Source organism: Phenylobacterium sp. LjRoot219 (genome assembly GCF_964252995.1).
Lineage (GTDB): Bacteria > Pseudomonadota > Alphaproteobacteria > Caulobacterales > Caulobacteraceae > Phenylobacterium.
On the sequence record NZ_CAXUQI020000001.1, the window covers coordinates 3,027,898 to 3,045,953 of the forward strand.

An 18,056-nucleotide genomic window follows, 5' to 3' on the forward strand; every position below is an offset into this window, starting at 1 on the left:
TTGATTGCGTCCCATATTTCAGGAATATTCACAAGATGCTGAATATTCCTGATCGCCTCAGCGATGCCGAACGCCGCTTCATGGACGACTTCGCGGCCCTGCTCGCCTACCGCGGCATGCCGCTGAGTTCGGGGCGCCTCTATGGCTATTTGCTGCTGCAGCAGACGCCGGTCAGCCTCGAGAAGATCGGCGCGGATCTCGAACTGAGCAAGGGCGGGGCCTGGAACGCCGCCAAGGTGCTGGAACGCTGCGGCCACGTCCGTCGCTACGGCGAGCCCGGCAGCAAGCGGCTGCTCTACGCCGCGACGGAGAACTACGCCGCGCCGATGCTGGAGCAGACCGCCCTGCTCGGCTCGATCGGCGGTCTGCTGAAGGATTCCGCCGGCTCGGTCGCCAAGGCCCAGGCCGCGACCCGGCTGGAGGAAATGGCGGAGTTCTACTTCTCCATGAAGCAGAGCATGGAGGACGCCATCCGCGCGCTCGACGCGCTGCGCGCCCAAAAGCGCGCCGGGGCGGCCTAGCCTACGCCGATCCAGTCATGCGACGGCGGGACGGGCGGCGTCAGCAGCCCCTCGCCTTCCAGATGCGACGGCGGCTCCGGATGCGCGCGCAGCAGCACAAAGCCGTCGAATACCCCGTCGTCGTCGAAATCGACCTCGACCCGCTGATCCTCGCCTGAGGTCCGCACCGCAGGTCCCGCCGCCTCGCCGGTGTCGGCCGCGCCAGGATGTTCGCCGGGATGCTCGCCCGGCGGCGGCGCGACCGGTCGACCGTCGAAGGTCACCAGCCGGTCGCCCTCCTCGCGATGGAAGTCCACCACCACGCCGAGCAGGGTGTCCGGCCGCCCGGGAACCGGCGGCCCGTGCACCACGAAGGTGTCGGCCCCCGCCCCGCCGATCGCCAGCGCCTCAGGCGCCAGGTGGATCTCGTCGTCGCCCGACCCGCCGTCCAGCGTGTCGCGCCCGCCGCCGCCGACCAGGGTGTCGTTGCCGGCGCCGCCGAGCAGCCGTTCGGCCCCGGCCCCGCCGACCAGGAAATCGTGACCGTCGGTCCCGCGGATCTCCAGGACTTGGTTCGCCCGTCCGGCCGCGGCGACCTCGAGGGCAAGGGGCTCGACCGGCGGCGGCGGGGGCGCCTCCGCCTGCGCCGTGCTGGCGTGGTCGTGAACCGGAGCGGGCGCGACCAGCTCCGGCGCGGGCTCGACCGGCGCCGCTGGCCTGGCGGGCGCGGCTTGCGGCGCCGGCTCCAGCGACGCCTCGGCCGCTGGCGCTGGCCGCCGGCGCGGCGTCGGCCAGCGGTTCGGGCAGCGGCGCCGCGGGCGCGAGCTCCAGCCCCGCCACCACTTGCGCGGCCGCCGCGGCGAGCGCCGGCGCCGCCGCGGTCAGCTCCTGATCCATGACCCCGGCCGCGAACAGCAGGGCGATCAGCGCCTGGCCCTCGCGGCCGCCCGGGCCAAACGCCACCACGACGCCGTCCTCGTGGTTCCGCAGCCATTCGCGCAGGGTCGAGTAGAGGTCGCCACCCTCCGCCAGCGCATCCTCCAGCGGGAAGTGCGCCACGAAGCGCTCGCCGATGCGCGCCACGTGCACCAGCACCTCGTCGTCCTGGTCCTTGACCGCGCACCAGGGGTCGCCCGCGTCGCTGGTGCCGTAGACCAGCTCAAGCCCGTCGCCGTCGCCGTACTGGCCGGCCATGGCCTCCAGCCGCGCGCGCTCGGCCGGCGTCCATTGGCCGCTGTCGCGGCCGCGGCGGAGGAAAGGAAGAAGTTCGCCCACGCCCCAAAGTCCCCGTCTGATCGCTAGCCGGCCGCCCGGCTCTTCACGGGCTCAGCCCCGAAGAGCAGCCGGTAGAGCTCCGGCTCGTAATATTCCAGCAGCGTCTTGGCGAACTCGCGCGGCTCCAGCCCGAGCGCCAGGGCCCAGGCCTCCTGGGTCTCGATCGGCAGGCGGCCGACGCCGCTCTCCACCTGCGAGACGAAGGTATAGTAGCGAAGCCCCACCTGCTCGGCCAACTGCGCCTGGGTCAGCCCCGCCGCCTCGCGCGCGGCCTTCAGCCAGCGCCCGGCCTGGGCCCGCAGGGCCTTGGTCTGGGCCGCCTTCGCCGGATCGGGCGCTGCTCGCGACATGGACCGCTCCCTCACGCGCCGACTTGTCAGCGCTGGCTCAACTACAGTAATTACTGAACAAGCATCAATTCGACGCCGGAGCGCTTTGGTAACATGGCGCCTCCGAGGGGGAAAGCAATGAAGCGCCTGTTCCTGTCAGCGGCCCTGGCGCCGCTGACCTGCCCTGTCTTGGCCCACGCCGAGACGACCATCTCCACCGCGGTGACGACGCCGGTCCGCACCGCCACCGCCGCCAGCGGCCAGCCGGACGCCGTGACGATCAGCACCTCCGGCTCGATCAAGCCGACCGCGGCCGGCGCGGCGGTGACCATGGACGCGGCGGACAAGGCGGTCGCGAACAAGGGCGCGATCAGCTTCGAGGGCGTCAACGACGCCACCGGCGTGCTGCTGGTCGGCGGCGCCGGCGGCGGCCTGACCAACTCCGGCACGATCAGCGTCAGCGAAACCTACACGGCTGCCGACAGCGACAACGACGGCGAACTCGACGGCGTCTTCGCCCAGGGCTCCAACCGCTACGGCATCCGCGCCACCGGCGCCGGCGCCTTCACCGGCGACGTCCGCAACGAGGGCACGATCACGGTGAAGGGCAATGATTCCGCCGGCATCTCGCTGGAGACCACGCTGCAAGGCGCGCTGGTCAACACCGGCGCCGTCTCGGTGGTCGGCGACCGGACCAAGGGCTTCGCCGCCGCCGCGATCACCGGCGACGCGCGGCTGAGCGGCGCGATCACCGCCCAGGGCGAGGGCGCGGTCGGCGTGCATTTCGGCGATGTCGGCGGCGCGGTGGTGCTGCAAGGCACGGTCACCGCCACCGGCTACCGCTACACCGAGCGGCTGGCCGACGCCGCCCGCGCCAAGCTCGACGCCGAGGACCTGAAGCAGGGCGGCGGGGCGGTCCGCCTCACCGGCTCCGTCGCCAAGGGGGTGCTGCTCGACCGGCCGCCGGCCGACAGCGACGCCAATGACGCCGACGAGGACGACGACGGCGTCGCCGACGCGTCGGAGGCCACCGCCATCCTCACCAGCTACGGTTCAGCGCCGGCGCTCGACCTCGGCGGCGCCCAGGCGACCAGCTTCGGCGTCGTCGGAACCGGCGACCTGGCGTTCGGCCTGGTCAACAAGGGCCAGGTGCTCGGCCGCGGCCTGAACGACGGCGTCGCCGCCACCGCGCTGCGCATCGGCCAGGAAGGCGGCGGCGTGACCACCGTCGCCGGCGGGATCAACAACCTCGGCGGGACGATCGACGCGGTCAGCTACGGTGCGCAGTCCACCGCCCTGCTGGTCAACCCGACCGGCGTGGTTTCGAGCCTGCGCAACTCCGGCACGGTCAGCGCGACCCAGAACGGCGGCCAGCACGACGCCCGCGCCATCGTCGACCGCTCGGGCACGCTGGACGAGATCAACAACTCCGGCGTGATCCGCACCACCATCGTCGGGACCACCGGCCAGACGACCACCGGCCGCGCGATCGCCATCGACCTGTCGGCCAACACCTCGGGCGCATTGGTCCGCCAGGCCAAGGTCGCCGCTGCCGACGCTCCGGAGATCACCGGCGACGTGCTGTTCGGCGCCGGCGACGACCGGCTGGAGTTGCTGGCCGGCAAGTTCACCGGCGCTTTGGAGTTCGGCGCCGGCGCCGACACGCTGACCATCGACGGCGCGGCCCAGGCGGCTGCCCGGCTGAGCGACAGCGACGGCCGCCTCGGTCTCGACATCCGCAACGGCCGCCTGACCGTCGCCAACGTCGAGACCGTCCGCCTCACCAGCTTCAACCTCGGCGCCCAGGGCGTGCTCGGCGTCACCATCGACCCGGCGGCGAACGCCTTCACGCGCTTCGAGGTGGCCGGCGGCGCGACCCTGGCGGACGGCGCCAAGATCGACGTGTCGCTGACCTCGCTGTTGCGCGGCTCGCAGTCCTACGAACTGCTGCACGCCCAGAGCCTGCAGGCCGGCCAGGCCTCCGCCGCCTTGAGCGGCGCGCCCTACCTCTATCAGGCGTCCTTGCGGACCGAGGCCCAGGCCGGATCTCTGTTCCTCGATCTGCGGCCGAAGACCGCCGCCGAGATCGGCCTGAACCGCTCCAGCGCCCAGGCCTATTCCGCGGTGTTCGACGTCCTCGACCGCAACGCCGGGATCGAGAACGCCTTCCTGTCCCAGACGAGCCGCGACGGCTTCCTCGCCCTCTACGACCAGATGCTGCCGGACCACTCCGGCGGCGCGCTGATGTCGACTGCGGCGATCTCCACCGCCATCTCCGCGGCCACCGCCACGCCGATGCGCATCGGCGACGCCGCCACCGGCCTCTGGGCCCAGGAGATCGCCTTTGGGCTGCGCCGCGACCGCGACCAGGCGCAGGGCTACGACGCCCACGGCTTCGGCCTCGCCGCCGGCGCCGAGACTATGGGCGACCATCACGCGCTCGGCGTCACCACCAGCCTGATCACCGGCGAGTACAAGGATCGCGGCGCGGCCGCCGGCGAGCAGGTCGCGATGAGCCTGGTCAGCGGCGGCCTATACTGGCGGATAAACAGCGGCGGCCTGCAGGCCCACGCCCGCGCCGGGCTCGGCTACGTGTGGTTCGACGGCGAACGGCGTCTCGCCGCCGACAACCTCTCGATGGAGGCCGACGCCGACTGGAACGGCTGGACCGTCGACGCCCACGCCGGCGCCTCTTACGCCGTCGAGCTCGGCCGCTTCTACGCCCGTCCCGGGGTGTCGATCGACTATGTGCGGCTCAGCGAGCAGGGCTATCGCGAGAGCGGCGGCGGGGCCGGATTCGACCTCGAGGTGGAGGACCGCAAGGGCGACCTCTTGACCGGCGAGGCGGCGCTGGCGCTGGGCGTGAACTTCGGCGACCAGACGATCTGGTCGCCCGAGCTCAAGCTCGGCTGGCGCGAGCGGCTGGCCGGCGATCCCGGCCGGACCACCGCGCGCTTCGCCGACGGCGAGGCCTTCACCCTCGATCCCGAACAGCCCTTCGACCATGCCGTCACCGCGCGGCTCGGCCTGCGGGTCGCCTCGCGCAGCCTGCTGTTCACGCTCGACGGCGGCGGCGCCTTCGAAGGCGACTACCAGGAGTACGACGTGCGCGCGCTGATCCGGACGCAGTTCTAGGACTTCCGTCTTGACGGATATATAGTTTTAATTAGACTTTGAATCGCTGACACAGCACCCGCCGCCCGAGCCGGTTACAAGCCCCGCGATGTTCCCACTCCCCCGTCGCAGCCGGCCCGGGCGGCGGCCTTAGCCGCCGCCCGTTTTGGTCAGGGCCCTAGCGGCGGCCTTAGCCGCCGCCGCTCGCTTAGGGCCTAGCGGCGATAGCGGGCCCCCACGAACAGGAACCGGCCCAGGTCGTACGCCAGCCCCTGGCGGGTGCCGACGACGGTGAACGGGACCTGCTCGTCGAACAGGTTCTGGGCCCCGGCGAACAGTTCCGCCCTGTCGCCGCCGCTGCGTTCGATCCGGTAGGTCACCGCCAGGTCGTGGTAGAACACCGGCTCGGTGTAGGGGATGCTCAGCGCCTCCGAGCCCTGGACCGCCGACGGATCGCGGTCGAACAGCGCCTGCTTGCCGATATAGCGCGTCGTCCAGCCGAGGCTCAGCGGGCCCTGGCTGTAGTCCAGCTCGGCGATGCCCTTCAGCTGCGGATTGTTGCCGAACACGCTGTTGGCGGTGCCTTCCAGCACGTTCACCTGGCTCGGGTTCTGCTGGAACGGGTAGTTCCGCAGAGAGACCACGTAGTCGGCCGTCAGGCTGAAGGCGACGCGCCCGTCGAGCCCGCGCGTGTAGCGCCACTGCTGCGTCAGCGGAGCGACGTCGGCCGCATAGTTCACCTGCAGCTCGAAGCCGTCGGTGAACAGCTTCGAGGCGTTCACATAGGTCGTGTGGACCGAGCTGATGTTGTTGCGCCGCGCCGGGTCGCGGGTGAACAGGCCGCAGTATTGCGGATCCAGCCCGGCGCTCGAGCCGTAGCAGTTGTCGACGATGTCCTGGGCCTCGACCAGGGTGATCGCGTCCTTGATGCGGATCGAATAATAGTCGAGCGAAATCGCCAGGTTGGCGACCACCGACGGCTGCAGCACGAAGCCCACCGTGTAGCTCTTCGAGGTCTCCGGATCGAGGTCGCGGTTGCCCGACAGCGTGCCCGGAATCGACAGGTTCGAGGTCGCGACGAAGCCCGGCGGCAGCCCCGCCGCCGCGCAGTTGGCGGCGTAGTTGGCGTTGGCGCCGATGTTCTCGACGCTGCAGGGGTCGGCGATCACGAAGGCCGCCGACGAGGTCGGCAGGAAGGCCTCCGAGATGTTCGGCGCGCGGATCGCGCGCGACCAGGTCCCGCGCAGCTTCAGCCAGGACGCCGGGCCGTAGACCCCGCCGACCTTATAGGTCGAGACGTCGCCAACGCTGCTGTAGTGCGCGCCGCGATAGGCGGCGTTGACGGAGAGTTCGTCGAGCCCCGGCCCCGCATCGCGGAAGATCGGGGCGTTCAGCTCGAGATAGCCTTCGGTGACGTTGTAGCCGCCCGCGGAATCCGAGGCGAAGTTCTCCGTTCCGCCGGCCAGGACCAGCGGATCGTTGCGCTCGCGGGTCCGCTCCATGCGGTACTCGGCGCCGACCGCGACCGCCACCGGTCCGCCCGGCAGGTTCAGGAACCGGCCGGTGTCGAACACGCCGTTCAGGTTGGCGACCTGCTGGGTCAGCTTGTCCTTGGTGGCGAAGGTCCCGAACGAATAGGCCATCACCTCGCCGCCGTTGCGCTGGCCGAACGGATTGTAGGGCACGCAGAACTGCGGGCTTTGCGCGCCCGCGCCGAGGCCGGTCTGCGGCGCCGACGGCACATTGATGCGGCAGGCCGGCTGGCCGGTGCGCGGGTCGATCACCGAATCCAGCGCCGCGGCGAAGTTCTCCAGGATCCGCAGGTTGTGATTCACGAAGCGGGTGTCGGTCTCGCCGTAGTTGATCGCCCCATCCCACTTCACGTCGGCGAAGCCGGCGTCGAGGTCGCCGCTCAGGCCGGCGACGATCCGGTAGGTCCGGCGACGGATGTCCTGCTGGCGACCGTCGTTGAGGAAGCGCGAGAACACGAACAGCGGCGGCCCGGGAACCTGCCCCAGGGCTGCGGCGATCGCCGGCGTCAGGAAGGCGTTGTCCGGCCGCAGCAGGTACTCGCCCGCCGAGATCGACGGCTGGATGTCGTTCTGTACGTCGTTCTGCACGAACTTTGCGTCGACGAAGCCGCGCAGGCGCGGGCTGAGGTCGTACTTGGCGTTCAGCGCCGCGCCCTTGGTCTCGATCGGCGAGGCGAGCTGCTTGTTGTCTTCCGGGAAGAAGCAGACCGCGCAGTCGGCCGGCAGCTGGCCGAAGCCGAAGCTGTTGTAGCCGCTGCGCCGCGGGGTCGGGACCGGGTTGCCGGCGGCGTCGAACACCACCGCCGCACCGTTCACCGCATTGATCAGCACGCCGTTGCGGGTGGTCAGCTCGCTGCCGACGTTCGGCACATAGAGCCGGTCGGGAATGCCGTTGTTGGGGGTCGGCGCGCCAGAGAAGCGGAAGCTCGGGTCGAACTGGCCGGGCGCCAGGTCGGCCGGATTGACGATCAGGCCGTAGTTGTTGGCCCCCGGCACGTTGCGCACGTCGATGCCGGCTTCCTTGCGCCAGAAGCCGGTCACCGCGACGTTCAGCTTGTCGTCGAGGAAGTTGCGGCCGCCGGTGATCGAGGCGCTGTACTTGGCGCCGAAGCCGTTGTCGTAGCCGCCGAGCTGGGCGTCGGCCGCCAGCCCTTCGAAGTCGTCCTTCAGGATGATGTTGACCACCCCGGTGACCGCGTCCGACCCGTAGATCGCCGAGGCCCCGCCGGTGGTCACCTCCACCCGCTCGACCAGCGCCGGCGGGATCGCGTTGACGTCCACCGCATTGGTCGACAGGTCGCCGGCCACGTGCCGCTGGCCGTTCACCAGCACCAGCGTCCGCGAGACTCCCAGGCCGCGCAGGTCAATCGCGCTGATCCCCGCGCCGGTGCCGAAGTTGTTGGAGTTGGCCCGCAGCGTGCCGGCGTAGCCGGTCTGCGGCAGCCGGCTGATGATGTCGCCCAGGCTCAGCGGGCCGGCGTCTTCGATGGTCTTCAGGGTCAGGACCGTGACCGGGGTCGGCAGCTCCACGCTCGGCCGCGGGATCCGCGTGCCGGTCACGACGAGCTCGGCCACCTCGCCGGCGGACGTGTCCTGCGCGGCGGCGGGCGCCGCCGCCAGAGCCGCAAGGGCGCAGATCACGGAAGTCGCCAGAAGGCGCGCCCGCAGGCTCGTGGTGTTCACGTCAATATCCTCCGCCGCCTGGTCGCGGCCGGCGGGGATTAATCCTTCCATGTGCTTGAGGATTTCTTAGCGCGACCTGCCGACGCGAAAAGGGCGGCGAGATTGCTCTCGCCGCCCTTCCCTGCTCTCCGGGGCTGCCGGGTTTAGAAGCGGGCCGTGAAGGCCGCGAAGAAGTGACGGCCCAGGTAGTCGTAGGCCGGGTAGGAGTTCGGCGCGCCCGTGCCCGAGATCGCCGCCCGCACCACCGGCGGATCGTTGTCGGTCACGTTGTTCACGCCGGCGCGGACCGCCAGCTTCTCGTTGACGTTCCAGTTGGCCGCCAGGTCGAGGTAGCTTTCCGCACTGATCTGGCTGTTGAAGTCGGTCAGGCCGGTGCGGGTGCCGATGATCGGCTGGTCCGACAGGGTCTCGAGCTTGACCTTGCCGATGTAGCGCCACTGCGCCGACAGCTGCACGTCACGCGGCGCGTTCCAGGTCACGCGCAGATTGTGACGCCAGTCCGGGCTCAGCGTCTGGCACTGGGTGCCGTAGAGGCCGGCGCAGTCGTAGGTCTCACCACCCGGGTACGGCGTGGTCTCGTTCTTGTCGAGCCAGGTGCCGTTGAACGAGAAGGTCAGGTTGCCCCACTCGTCGTGATCGAAGGTGTCGAAGCCCAGCCGGTAGGCCGCCTGGAAGTCGACGCCGCGGATCTTCTGCTTACCAACGTTGGCGTTGGTGCCGACGATATAGCCGCCCTGGCTGACGTCGCTGCCGAACAGGATGCCGTTGACCGGGTTGCGGACGATTTGGCTGCAGAACTGGTCGTCGCCGGTTTGCAGGCAGTTCTCCAGCACCACGCCGAGCGGGATGGTGTTGATGATGCCCTTCACCGTGATGTCGTAGAAGTCGACGCTCGCGCTGAAGCCGGGCAGACCGCGCGGCGTCAGCAGGAAGCCGACCGTGTAGGTGTTGGCCCGTTCCGGCGCGAGCGCCGGGTTGCCGCCGTTCAGCACCGCGCACTGCCCGGACGGGCACTGCGTGATGTTGCCGTACTGCGCCGGGGTGATGCCGGTGTTCAGGCACTGCGCCAGGCTCGCCGGGTCTTCAGCGTCACGGGCGCAGGGGTCCTCCGACACCACGCTGGTGTTGGTCACCGCCACCGGCGTGAACAGCTCGAGGATGCTCGGCGCACGGATCGCGCGGTTGAAGCCGCCGCGGAAGCGGACGTCCTCGGTCGGCGCGTATTCGGCGCCGATCTTCCAGGTGTCGGCCTTGACGTCGGTGGAGTAGTCCGAGCGCCGGTAGCCGGCGTTCAGGCTCAGGTCACGCACCCAGTCGATGTCCTGGATGATCGGCACCTGGATTTCCGCATAGAACTCGGTCGAGCGGATGGTCTCGTCGATCGCCGTCGACGCGCCGCCGGCGCCGGCCAGATCGTTGCTCAACAGCGCCTGGTCGGGCGCGAACTCGAGGTGGTCGCGACGAACCTGGAAGCCGAACGCCAGGCCGACGCCGTCGGTCGCCCACGGCGTCTTGCCGCCGTAGTCGGCGAGGTTGCCGGTGATGGTGCCTTCGACGATCTGCTCGACGACGGTGCCGCGGTTGGTGCCGCTGGTGTTCAGATACTCGATCTGGTCCGGGGTGACGCCGTTGTCGGAGAAGATGTTCCAGGGCACGCAGCTGCCGCCCGAGATACAGGTGCCGTCCGGATTGACCAGCAGCGCGTTCTGGATGCGGCTCTTGCTGAGGTAGTTGGTGCTCGCCTGGTACAGCGACGTGTAATAATACGAGGCGTACAGGTCATAGTTGAACGGGCCGTAGAGATCGCCCTTGGTGCCGACGACGACGCGATAGTTGTCGTGCACGTAGTCTTGCTGGCGACCGCCGCCTTCGACGTTCCGCCGACCGATCAGCAGCTCGACTTGCTCAACGCCCGGGCCGCAGCCGATCGCGGTCGCCTGCTGGGCGCTCAGGAGCGGGTTGGCGCAGTTGACGTTGAAGCCGCCGCTGGACTGCACGCCGTCGCCGAGGAAGGCGGCCGACGGCGCGATCACCACGCTCGTCTCGTCGTGCATGTACGAGAAGTCGGTGTACGGCTTGAAGTTGTCGTTGATCTCGTAGTTGGCGAAGAAGCCGCCGGTCCAGCGCTCGTTCTTCTGCAGCAGGTATTCGTACGGGTTGGAGTTGAAGAAGTCCGGCGGGTTGGTGTCGGCCGAGCCCCACGGGATGAACTGGTTGCCGAGAACGGAGCCTTCGTCGACCTCTTCACCCCCGATCAGGAGCGGGCCGGCGTCGGCGCGCGAGAACAGGTTGGAGTTCGGCGAACCCGCGCACCGCGGCACCGGGTCGACGTTCAGCTGGCAGGACGCCCAGTCGCGGGCCGAGAATTTCACCGGGTCCTGGCGGTGCAGGGTGGCGAAGGCGGTGATGTTGCCGCGGCCGTCCGGCGCGTTGGCGCCGAAGATCACGCTGTAGTCGATCGACTTGCCGTCCCAACGCGAGCCCGGGACGGTTTCGCCCGCATCGCGCAGCAGGCCCTTCATCAGCTTGTTGTGCTGGTCGTGCTGGTTGACGCCGAACTGGGCGTCGAACTGCAGGCCCTCGAAGTTGCGCTTCATCACGAAGTTGACGACGCCGGCGATGGCGTCCGAGCCGTAGACCGCCGAGGCGCCGCCGGTCAGCACTTCGACCCGGTCGATCAACTGCGACGGGATCTGGTTGATGTCCGGGGCCGGGTTGGTGTTGCCGGTGTTGGGGTCGCCGATGCCGAGGCGCCGCCCGTCGACCAGCACCAGGGTGCGCGTCGGACCAAGGCCGCGGAGGTTGGCGGTCGCCACGCCGCCCGGACCCGCGAGCGGGTTGGACGTCGGCCCGATGTCCTGGGTCGAGTTGATGCTGACTTGCGGCAGGGTGTTGATGATGTCGACCGTGGCGGTGCGGCCGCCCATGGCGATGTCCTGCGAGTTCACGACCTGCACCGGGCTGATGCTGGTCATGTTCGGCTGCGGAATGCGCGAGCCGGTGACCACCAGCTCCTGCACTTCAACCCCAGCGCCGGGTTGGGCGGCTTCCTGCGCGACGGCCTGAGTCCCGGCGAGGCCGGCCAGGGCGAGGCCGAGCCCGCCGATCATGGAAGAGGCCAAAAGGCGCTCCCGCACATGTTTGTTGTTCACTTGCTATTCCCCTCCAGCGGTCCGTCCTGGGGGGTTCCCGGCGGACCAGCCTCAGCTCGAGTGTCGGTTCCCTAGGTCACGCGACCTTGGTTACGGATTTGTTACGTTCCCGCCGAAACAAGCGTCAACGCGGAACAGGCTGTGCTTTCACCACGGCGCCGCCTCTGTCACTTTCTGGTCACAGGTATGGCTAACCGACCCTCAAAAGGCGCCACACAAGACTGGACCTCGAGGAACAGGTTCTCTCAATCCGCGCGCATCTCGGGTCAGATTTCGCGTTCTGTGACTGTTGACGGCAACGTCGATTGCGCGCGGCCCGGCGATCTCGCTAGAAAAGCGTATCCGCCCGGGGCGCGGCCATGCATGCTCGGGCGACGGCGAACTGGGGCGGAGACATGGTGACATTTCGAGCAGCGCGTCACTTCGTGACCGTCACCCTGCTTTGCACGCTTGCAAGCCCGGCGCTGGCGGCGGGGGCGCCGCCGCCCAGTCCGCAGGCGATTCAGAAGACGATCGATTGCCGCAGGATCGCCGACGGCCAGGCCCGGCTGGCCTGCTACGATTCCGCCGTCGACGCGCTCGGCCAGGCCCTCGGCGCGGGCGAGGTGGTCGCCGTCGATCGCGAACAGGCCCAGGAGGTGCGCCGCCAGGCCTTTGGCTTCACCCTGCCCTCGCTCAGCCTGCTCGACCGCGGCGGCAAGCCGGAAGAGGTCTCCGAAGTGCGGCTCGCGGTCGAAAGCGCGCGGCGCATGCCGAACGGCAAGTGGCTGATTCGGCTCGAAGGCGGCCAGCTCTGGCGGCAAATCGACAGCAGCGACTTCAGCCGCGACCCCAAGCCCGGCTCCCAGGCGGTGATCAAGAAGGCGGTGCTCGGCAGCTATATGATGATGATCGGCGGCAAGTCGCCGGTCCGCGTCCACCGCGACGAGTAGCAGTACCGTCATCCCGGCCGGAGCGAAGCGGAGAGCCGGGACCCAGGGCGGTGCGCACGGCCCCTGGGTCCCGGATCGGCCTTCCAGGCCGTCCGGGATGACGGGCTCACCGGTCCTTCGGATCGATCGCGTCGCGCAGCCCGTCGCCGATGAAGTTGAAACTGGCGAGCGTCACGATCATCGCCGCCGAGGGGAAGATCAGCAGCCAGGGCGCCAGCTCCATCTGCTGCGCGCCGTCGGCGATCAGCCCGCCGAGCGAGGCCATCGGCGGCTGCACGCCCAGTCCCAGGAAGCTTAGGAAGCTCTCCGCCAGGATCACCGCCGGGATGGTCAGCGTCACATAGACCACCACCGGCCCGAGCAGGTTCGGCACGATGTGCCGGCCGATGATCGCGGCGTTGCTCAAGCCGGCGGCGCGGGCGGCCTCGACGAACTCCTTCTGCTTCAGCGCCAGCGTCTGGCCGCGGACGATGCGGCTCATGGTCAGCCACTCGACCGCGCCGATCGCCACGAACATCAGCACCAGGTTGGAGCCGAAGGCGACCATCAGCAGGATCACGAAGAAGATGAACGGCAGCGAGTAGAGCACGTCGACCACCCGCATCATCGCCTCGTCGGTGCGCCCGCCGACGAAGCCCGCGGTCGCGCCCCAGGCGACGCCGATCACAAGCGACACCGCGGTCGCCACCAGCCCGATCGCCAGCGAGACCCTCAGGCCCATCAGCAGCCGGGCCAGCAGGTCGCGGCCGAGCGCGTCGGTGCCCAGCAGGTGGCCGCCGGTCAGCGGCGGCAGCCAGACGTCGGCCTTGCGCACCTCGTCGTAGGCGAAGCTGGTCAGGTAGGGGCCGAGCAGCGCCGCGACCGCCAGCAGGGCCAGGGCGATCATGCTGCCGACCGCGGCCTTGTTGCGCAGCAGCCGCCGGCCGGCGTCCTCCCACAGGCTGCGGCCGCGGGTCGCCGCGCGTTCCAGCGTCTCGCCGCCGCGCCTGGAATTGAACAGCCGCACGGTCACGACAGCCGCACCCGCGGATCGAGCGCGGCGTAGAGCAGGTCCGCCAGCAGGTTCAGCAGCAGGATCAGGGCGGCGTAGACGATCACCATCCCCATCACCACGGTGTAGTCGCGCTGCAGGGCGCTCAGCACGAAGAACTTTCCCAGCCCCGGCAGGTTGAAGATCTTCTCCACCACCAGCGAGCCGGTCAGCAGGCCGGCGCAGGCCGGCCCCAGGTAGCTGACCAGCGGCAGCAGCGCCGCGCGCAGCGCGTGGCGGGTGATCACCCGCCGCTCGGGCAGCCCCTTGGCGCGCGCCGTGCGGATGTAGTTGGAGCGCAGCACCTCGATCATCCCCGCCCGGGTGAGGCGCGAGATGATGGCGATCTGCGGCAGGGCCAGCACGATCACCGGCAGGACCAGGTTGAGCGGCGCCCCGCCGTTCCAGCCGCCGCTCGGCAGCCAGCCCAGCTTGGAGCCGAACACCAGCACCAGCAGCGGCGCGGTGACGAAGGTCGGGATGCAGACCCCCAGCACCGCAACCCCCATCACCAGATGGTCGAGCCCGCCATTCTGCCGGGCGGCCGCCAGCACGCCGAGGCTGACGCCGAGGGTCGCGGCCAGCGCGATCGCCAGCCCGCCAAGCTTCAGGCTGACCGGCGCGTTCTCCTGCAGGATCTGCAGGACGCTCTTGTCCTTGTACTTCAGTGACGGCCCCAAATCGCCGCGGGCGACCCCGGCGACATAGGCGAGGTACTGCTGCCCCAGCGGCCGATCCATGCCGTAGCGCGCCAGCACATTGGCCTCGATCTCAGGCGAGAGCTTGCGGTCGGAGTCGAACGGCCCGCCCGGCGCTGCGCGCATCATGAAGAAGGCGAGCGTGATCACCAGGAACAGCGTCGGGATCGCGACCAGCAATCGCCGGCCGATAAAGCGGAGCATTTGGTCCGAGCGCCCCCTTAGTCAGCTTCGCTGACAGCTCCCCCGCAGGCGGGGGAGCTGCGGCGTTCGCACCTCCCCTGCGAAGCGGGGGAGGTGGATCGCGCCGCAGGCGCGAGACGGAGGGGGCGTTTCGACATCGCGGTCGCCCTCGCGGCCTGACGTTGCGGGCTTGCCCGGCGACCTTCCCTCCCCGTCGGATTGATGTCAAACCGGGGCGCGTTCCGCAAAAGCGGCCACCGGTTTTGCGGGCCGAACGCGCCCGATTGTCGATACGGGCCCGCCAGAGATGTGAGAGCCGCATGACCCAGTTCCGTCGCGTCACCGACCAGCTTTCCGTCAGCCCGCAGATCGCGCTCGACGATGTCGAAGAAGCCGCGCGCCAGGGCTTCCGGCTGATCATCAACAACCGCCCCGACGGCGAGGAGCCCGGCCAGCCGCCGAGCCGCGAATTCGAGGCCGCCGCCGCCCAGGCCGGCATCGCCTATGTGCACATCCCGGTGCGCGGCGGGCCGACGCACGAGCAGGTGGACACCCAGCGCCGGGTGATCGCCGACTCTGACGGCCCGACCCTGGCCTTCTGTCGCTCCGGCACCCGCTCGATCGTCACCTGGGCGATCGGCGAGGCGCTGGCGGGCGAACGCACCCGCGACGAGCTGGTCAAGCTGGGCCGCGAGGCCGGCTACGACCTCAGCGGCGTCCTGCCCGGCTGAGCGCGATGATCCCCTACGTCCGCCAGCTCGAGTTCGAGTACGGCCGCGTCGACCAGGTCTCGCCGCTGATCCGCCGGGTGATCGCCAACAATCCCGGCCCGTTCACCTATCTCGGCACCGGCACCTACATCGTCGGCCGCGGCGAGGTCGCGGTGATCGACCCCGGCCCCGACCTGCCCGAACACCTGGAGGCGATCCTCGCGGCGACCGCCGGCGAGCGGATCGTCGCCATCGTCATCACCCACCACCACAGCGATCACTCGCCGCTCGCCGCCCCGCTGAAGGCGCGCACCGGCGCGACCGTCTACGGCTGCGCCGTGGCTGCGCCGCCGGAGGCCGACCCCGACGAGGTGCGCCTGGAAGCCGAGGCCGACATGGCCTTCGCCCCGGACGTCAGCACCTGCGCCGGCGGCGGCATCGCCGGCCCCGGCTGGACGCTGGAGGCGATCCCGACCCCGGGCCACACCTCCAACCACATCTGCTACGCGCTGGCGGAAGAGAACGCCCTCTTCACCGGCGATCACGTGATGGGCTGGTCGACCACGGTGATCACCCCGCCCGACGGCGACATGACCGACTACATGGAGAGCCTGGAGCGGATCCGCGGCCGCGGCTTTTCCACCCTCTGGCCGACCCACGGCCCGCCGGTGCGCGAGGTCGCACCCTTCCTCGACGCCTATGTCGCCCACCGCCGGGCGCGCGAAACCCAGATCCTGCAGGCGCTGGCGGCCGGCCCGGCCCGCATCGCCGACCTGGTGCCGCGGCTGTACGCCGACGTCGACCCGCGGCTGCACCCGGCCGCCGCCCGCTCGATGCTGGCGCACATGATCGACCTGGTCCGCCGCGGAAAGATCCGCACCGAGGGCGCGCCGCAGCCGGGCGGCGAGTACCGCCTGGCCTGAGCCCTCAGCGCGCGCCGATCCGCGCGTCGGGCGCGATGCGCGACCAGGCCGCCTCGAGGTCCTCGCGAAACGCCGCGTAGGTCCACTGCTGCGCCGTCGCCAGCCCCGCCTCAACGTAGCGGCGCAGCGGCGCGCCGCCGGCGCGGACCAGCGCAATCGCCTGCGCCAGCGCGTCCGCCGCCGCTAGGCAGTCGTCCTCATCGACCCAGAAGCCGTTGTCCGGCGTCGCGTACTGCCGCCCGCCGATCCCGGTGAAGCCGGCGCAGACACAGCCGCTGGCCAGCGCCTCCAGCGTGGTCAGCCCGACCGACTCCATCCGGCTGAGACTGAGGTGGACGCTGGCGCTGGCGAATGCGCCGGCCACCTGGGCTTCCGTCGCGCCCTCCAGCCGAACCCAACCCAGGTCTCCGGTCGCCGGATGCAGGTGCAGGCTCAGCGCGCGGATGGCGGCCGCCTCGGCGGCGCGCTTGCGGGAAACCATGGCGCCGGTGAACTGCTTCTCGCCGGGCCGGAACAGCCGCTCGTCGGCGAAACAGCGCACGGTCTCGATCGCCGCCTTCGGGAACAGCCGCCGCAGCGTGGCGCTATGCGCCGGCGCCACCGAGAGGAAGGTCGACAGCCGCTCCCGATGCTGCGCGAGCGTCGCCAGGCCGCCCAGCGCCAGATAGGGGGCCGAGGACTGGCACAAGACGACCGAACGCTGCGCCCGCTGCGCCGCCACGCCCAGCGCCGGCACGCCGTCATCCGGCACGACGAGAATGTCGTCGTCGCGGAGCGGTTCGCCACGCACGATGGGCGCCCGGTGTTCGAGCCAGGTCGGCGGCGCGGTGTCGCGCGCCGCGTGGCAGACCGCGTCGAACCCGAGTTCGACCAGCGCCTCGACGTGCCGCAGGATCACCTTCTGGCCGCCGGCGACGCCGTTGTTGGTGAGCAGGAGATAGACGATCCGCGCCATAGGGGCACAAAGCCGGCCCGCGTCCGGATTCGTCAACTCGCGCGCCGCCGCCGTGGCTGGAACGCAATATGCAACACATGGCTCATCCGGCCCGGGGTTGTCTCCTCCCGGGACGGCCCCGTTGAAGGCGGTGGGACGAGCCCGAATGTGCCCCGCCTTCCGCCGATGCCCCCGTCAGCATCGGCATGGCCCCGACCTTCCCCCGAAGGTCGGGGTCTCTTTTTGACCTAGACGGCGAAGGTGTAGCCGCCGTTCACCGGAATGGTCTGGCCGGTGATGAAGGCCGCCGCGTCCGAGCAGAGGAAGGCGGCCATGCCGGCGACGTCGTTCGGCCGTCCGAAGCGGCGGATCACGTAGCGCGACACCTGCCGCTTGGCCTGGTCGCTTTCCTCGAACGCCCGCGCCTTCTCCTCCTCCATCGGCGGCAGGATGGCCGACAGCGCGATGGCGTTGGAGGTGATGTTGTAGCGGCCGGTCTCCTTGGCGATCGCCCGCACGAAGCCGCCAGCCGCCGCCTTGGCCGCGGAATAGGCCGCGAGCCGCGGCTCGCCGACCCGGCCGGCGTCGGAGACGATGGTTACCAGCCGGCCCTTGCCGGCCTTGATCATCCCCGGGATCGCGGCGTGGCAGCAGTTCATCACGCCGAAGGTGTTGGTGCGGAAGTAGCGGTCCCACTCGCTGGCGTCGGTCTCCCAGAACTCCGGGGACAGGCCGATCTGCGCGTTCGGCCCGGCGTTGCCGGCGTTGTTCACCAGCAGGGTGACCGGGCCGAGCTTCTCGGCCGCCGTCGCAAAGCCCGCGCGCACCGCTTCCAGGTCGCCGACGTCGAACGACACCGGAACCGCCTTCACGCCCAGCGCCTCGATCTCGGCGGCGACCGCGGCGGCGCGCTCCAGCACGAAGTCGTTGACCGCCACGCCGCCGGCGTTGTGCCGCGCGAGCGTCAGCGCAATTTCACGGCCGACGCTTTGGCCCGCGCCGGTCACCAGGGCCACCTGGCCGCCAAGGTCCAGCGGATCTTCGCCGATCATATTTGTTCA

General features: G+C 70.1%; 13 protein-coding genes and 2 pseudogenes. 6 read left to right on the forward strand and 9 right to left on the reverse strand.

Features of this window, described 5'->3' with window-relative positions:
• Window positions 1–35: 35 nt before the first annotated feature.
• On the forward strand, window positions 36–521 hold the full coding sequence (locus tag ACSQ14_RS14865) for a GbsR/MarR family transcriptional regulator (protein ID WP_436014086.1): 486 nt from the start codon (window positions 36–38) through the stop codon (window positions 519–521).
• Here the strand turns inward: ACSQ14_RS14865 and ACSQ14_RS14870 are convergent.
• From ACSQ14_RS14870 to ACSQ14_RS14880, 3 genes and pseudogenes are all read right to left on the reverse strand, one after another.
• Window positions 518–871, reverse strand: coding sequence for a hypothetical protein (locus tag ACSQ14_RS14870; protein ID WP_436014088.1), 354 nt, complete (start codon window positions 869–871; stop codon window positions 518–520). The genes ACSQ14_RS14865 and ACSQ14_RS14870 overlap by 4 nt on opposite strands.
• Before the next feature lie 102 nt (window positions 872–973).
• Window positions 974–1,249, reverse strand: a pseudogene (locus ACSQ14_RS14875) (hypothetical protein); the annotation flags it as partial.
• A 549-nt stretch (window positions 1,250–1,798) separates the two neighbouring features.
• Window positions 1,799–2,125 (reverse strand): helix-turn-helix domain-containing protein, encoded by a 327-nt coding sequence (locus ACSQ14_RS14880; RefSeq protein WP_436014090.1) that lies wholly within the window; start codon window positions 2,123–2,125, stop codon window positions 1,799–1,801.
• Window positions 2,126–2,242: 117 nt separating this feature from the next.
• On the opposite strand from ACSQ14_RS14880, the gene ACSQ14_RS14885 reads away from it, so the two are divergent.
• Window positions 2,243–5,239: an autotransporter outer membrane beta-barrel domain-containing protein gene (locus ACSQ14_RS14885; protein WP_436014092.1), complete on the forward strand. Its 2,997-nt coding sequence runs from the start codon at window positions 2,243–2,245 to the stop codon at window positions 5,237–5,239.
• 194 nt (window positions 5,240–5,433) lie between these two features.
• On the opposite strand, the gene ACSQ14_RS14890 is transcribed toward ACSQ14_RS14885, so the two are convergent.
• The gene (locus tag ACSQ14_RS14890) at window positions 5,434–8,433 is read right to left on the reverse strand and encodes a TonB-dependent receptor domain-containing protein (protein WP_436014094.1); all 3,000 of its coding nucleotides are present in this window, start codon (window positions 8,431–8,433) and stop codon (window positions 5,434–5,436) included.
• A 143-nt stretch (window positions 8,434–8,576) separates the two neighbouring features.
• Window positions 8,577–11,555, reverse strand: a complete 2,979-nt coding sequence (locus ACSQ14_RS14895; RefSeq protein WP_436014097.1) for a TonB-dependent receptor domain-containing protein — start codon at window positions 11,553–11,555, stop codon at window positions 8,577–8,579.
• A gap of 425 nt (window positions 11,556–11,980) precedes the next feature.
• On the opposite strand from ACSQ14_RS14895, the gene ACSQ14_RS14900 reads away from it, so the two are divergent.
• Window positions 11,981–12,517 carry a hypothetical protein gene (locus ACSQ14_RS14900; protein WP_436014099.1) on the forward strand — a complete coding sequence of 179 codons (537 nt, stop codon included), beginning with the start codon at window positions 11,981–11,983 and terminating at the stop codon, window positions 12,515–12,517.
• A 9-nt stretch (window positions 12,518–12,526) separates the two neighbouring features.
• Window positions 12,527–12,670, forward strand: a pseudogene (locus tag ACSQ14_RS14905) (hypothetical protein); the annotation flags it as partial.
• Here the strand turns inward: ACSQ14_RS14905 and ACSQ14_RS14910 are convergent.
• Window positions 12,624–13,529 carry an ABC transporter permease gene (locus tag ACSQ14_RS14910; protein ID WP_436014101.1) on the reverse strand — a complete coding sequence of 302 codons (906 nt, stop codon included), beginning with the start codon at window positions 13,527–13,529 and terminating at the stop codon, window positions 12,624–12,626. The pseudogene ACSQ14_RS14905 and the gene ACSQ14_RS14910 overlap by 47 nt on opposite strands.
• Window positions 13,526–14,449 carry an oligopeptide ABC transporter permease OppB gene (gene oppB, locus ACSQ14_RS14915; protein WP_436014103.1) on the reverse strand — a complete coding sequence of 308 codons (924 nt, stop codon included), beginning with the start codon at window positions 14,447–14,449 and terminating at the stop codon, window positions 13,526–13,528. The genes ACSQ14_RS14910 and oppB overlap by 4 nt, the downstream gene beginning before the upstream one ends.
• A gap of 299 nt (window positions 14,450–14,748) precedes the next feature.
• Here oppB and ACSQ14_RS14920 point away from each other — a divergent pair, with 299 nt between their 5' ends.
• Both ACSQ14_RS14920 and ACSQ14_RS14925 read left to right on the forward strand, forming a co-directional pair.
• A complete protein-coding gene (locus ACSQ14_RS14920; RefSeq protein WP_436014105.1) occupies window positions 14,749–15,159 on the forward strand; it encodes a TIGR01244 family sulfur transferase in 411 nt (136 codons plus the stop codon).
• 5 nt (window positions 15,160–15,164) lie between these two features.
• Complete coding sequence (locus ACSQ14_RS14925; RefSeq protein WP_436014107.1) at window positions 15,165–16,061, forward strand: MBL fold metallo-hydrolase; 897 nt, start codon at window positions 15,165–15,167, stop codon at window positions 16,059–16,061.
• Between the two features lie 4 nt (window positions 16,062–16,065).
• Here ACSQ14_RS14925 and ACSQ14_RS14930 read toward each other — a convergent pair whose 3' ends face one another.
• Both ACSQ14_RS14930 and ACSQ14_RS14935 read right to left on the reverse strand, forming a co-directional pair.
• Window positions 16,066–17,016: a glycosyltransferase gene (locus tag ACSQ14_RS14930; RefSeq protein WP_436014109.1), complete on the reverse strand. Its 951-nt coding sequence runs from the start codon at window positions 17,014–17,016 to the stop codon at window positions 16,066–16,068.
• A gap of 227 nt (window positions 17,017–17,243) precedes the next feature.
• On the reverse strand, window positions 17,244–18,047 hold the full coding sequence (locus ACSQ14_RS14935) for an SDR family NAD(P)-dependent oxidoreductase (protein WP_436014111.1): 804 nt from the start codon (window positions 18,045–18,047) through the stop codon (window positions 17,244–17,246).
• Window positions 18,048–18,056: the final 9 nt, after the last annotated feature.

Bases quoted from the DNA above. Each gene is read 5' to 3' on its own strand.
- oppB (WP_436014103.1), bottom strand. From the start codon at position 14,449: ATGCTCCGCTTTATCGGCCGGCGATTGCTGGTCGCGATCCCGACGCTG.
- ACSQ14_RS14930 (WP_436014109.1), bottom strand. From the start codon at position 17,016: ATGGCGCGGATCGTCTATCTCCTGCTCACCAACAACGGCGTCGCCGGC.
- ACSQ14_RS14885 (WP_436014092.1), top strand. From the start codon at position 2,243: ATGAAGCGCCTGTTCCTGTCAGCGGCCCTGGCGCCGCTGACCTGCCCT.
- ACSQ14_RS14925 (WP_436014107.1), top strand. From the start codon at position 15,165: ATGATCCCCTACGTCCGCCAGCTCGAGTTCGAGTACGGCCGCGTCGAC.
- ACSQ14_RS14865 (WP_436014086.1), top strand. From the start codon at position 36: ATGCTGAATATTCCTGATCGCCTCAGCGATGCCGAACGCCGCTTCATG.
- ACSQ14_RS14935 (WP_436014111.1), bottom strand. From the start codon at position 18,047: ATGATCGGCGAAGATCCGCTGGACCTTGGCGGCCAGGTGGCCCTGGTG.
- ACSQ14_RS14920 (WP_436014105.1), top strand. From the start codon at position 14,749: ATGACCCAGTTCCGTCGCGTCACCGACCAGCTTTCCGTCAGCCCGCAG.
- ACSQ14_RS14880 (WP_436014090.1), bottom strand. From the start codon at position 2,125: ATGTCGCGAGCAGCGCCCGATCCGGCGAAGGCGGCCCAGACCAAGGCC.
- ACSQ14_RS14900 (WP_436014099.1), top strand. From the start codon at position 11,981: ATGGTGACATTTCGAGCAGCGCGTCACTTCGTGACCGTCACCCTGCTT.